The organism is Shewanella sp. 10N.286.45.A1 (assembly GCF_041470405.1).
Lineage (GTDB): Bacteria > Pseudomonadota > Gammaproteobacteria > Enterobacterales > Shewanellaceae > Shewanella.
In genome coordinates this window covers 1-704 of sequence record NZ_JBFRMK010000473.1, presented here as the reverse complement: position 1 = coordinate 704, position 704 = coordinate 1, and the positions used below count along the sequence as shown (strand labels likewise).

The 704-nt window shown below is 33.2% G+C and carries 1 protein-coding gene; it reads left to right on the top strand.

What is annotated here, in order from left to right; genetic code table 11:
- Window positions 1–120 precede the first annotated feature (120 nt).
- Window positions 121–654 carry a cell division protein ZapC gene (locus tag AB4238_RS22465; protein ID WP_371995376.1) on the top strand — a complete coding sequence of 178 codons (534 nt, stop codon included), beginning with the start codon at window positions 121–123 and terminating at the stop codon, window positions 652–654.
- Window positions 655–704 lie beyond the last annotated feature (50 nt).

Here is a 704-nt window from a genome sequence, read left to right as displayed (position 1 = left end):
ATATTGGATCGAGATGATCGTTTTTTATTTTATAAGATCTGAAAAAACGTTTTAAATTTATTTTGATATTGATGAAATTATCATCTATTATCCATTTGTATCTTAATAAAGGTAAACGATATGTTATTAATGCCAAAAAGGGATTGGCAATGGGGATATAACGAAACACATGGTGTATTAACTGTTTCGTTAGGAAGTGATATGGAATTTCTATCACCTTTTAAATTAAAATCCCTAATACCAGATGCCAAAATAACAACTGAGTTTAGTGTTGAACACGCTAAGTTCTATATTGCTTTGGTTGATCGTTTACAAAAGACACTTTCCCTAAACGATGCACTCATTGTGCAAATAGCGTTAAATGCTACTGCCGCACACTTTTTATTAAAGCCACAGATGCCAAAATCGTGGTTTTTCGATGTGTCTCATGAATGTGTATACAGCGATATAGGCAAAATTTTTCAGCTGAAAACCAGTGAGCATAGTGTATCAGCTATGGTCATTGAGTCAGGCTTACAAGCATCGCTTGTTATGATTTTATCTCAAGAATGTCGATTAACTGAGACTAAAAAACTAGCTCAGTTCGAAACGATTAAAGTGATGCATAACCGTTTAGCACCATTAACGGTAGAAAGGAAAGTCAATGTTGCTTAAGTTTGTTTTTTGAACAGATGGTATAGATATAAAATAAAAACGGGAGTAGA

Bases quoted from the DNA above. Each gene is read 5' to 3' on its own strand.
- AB4238_RS22465 (WP_371995376.1), top strand. From the start codon at position 121: ATGTTATTAATGCCAAAAAGGGATTGGCAATGGGGATATAACGAAACA.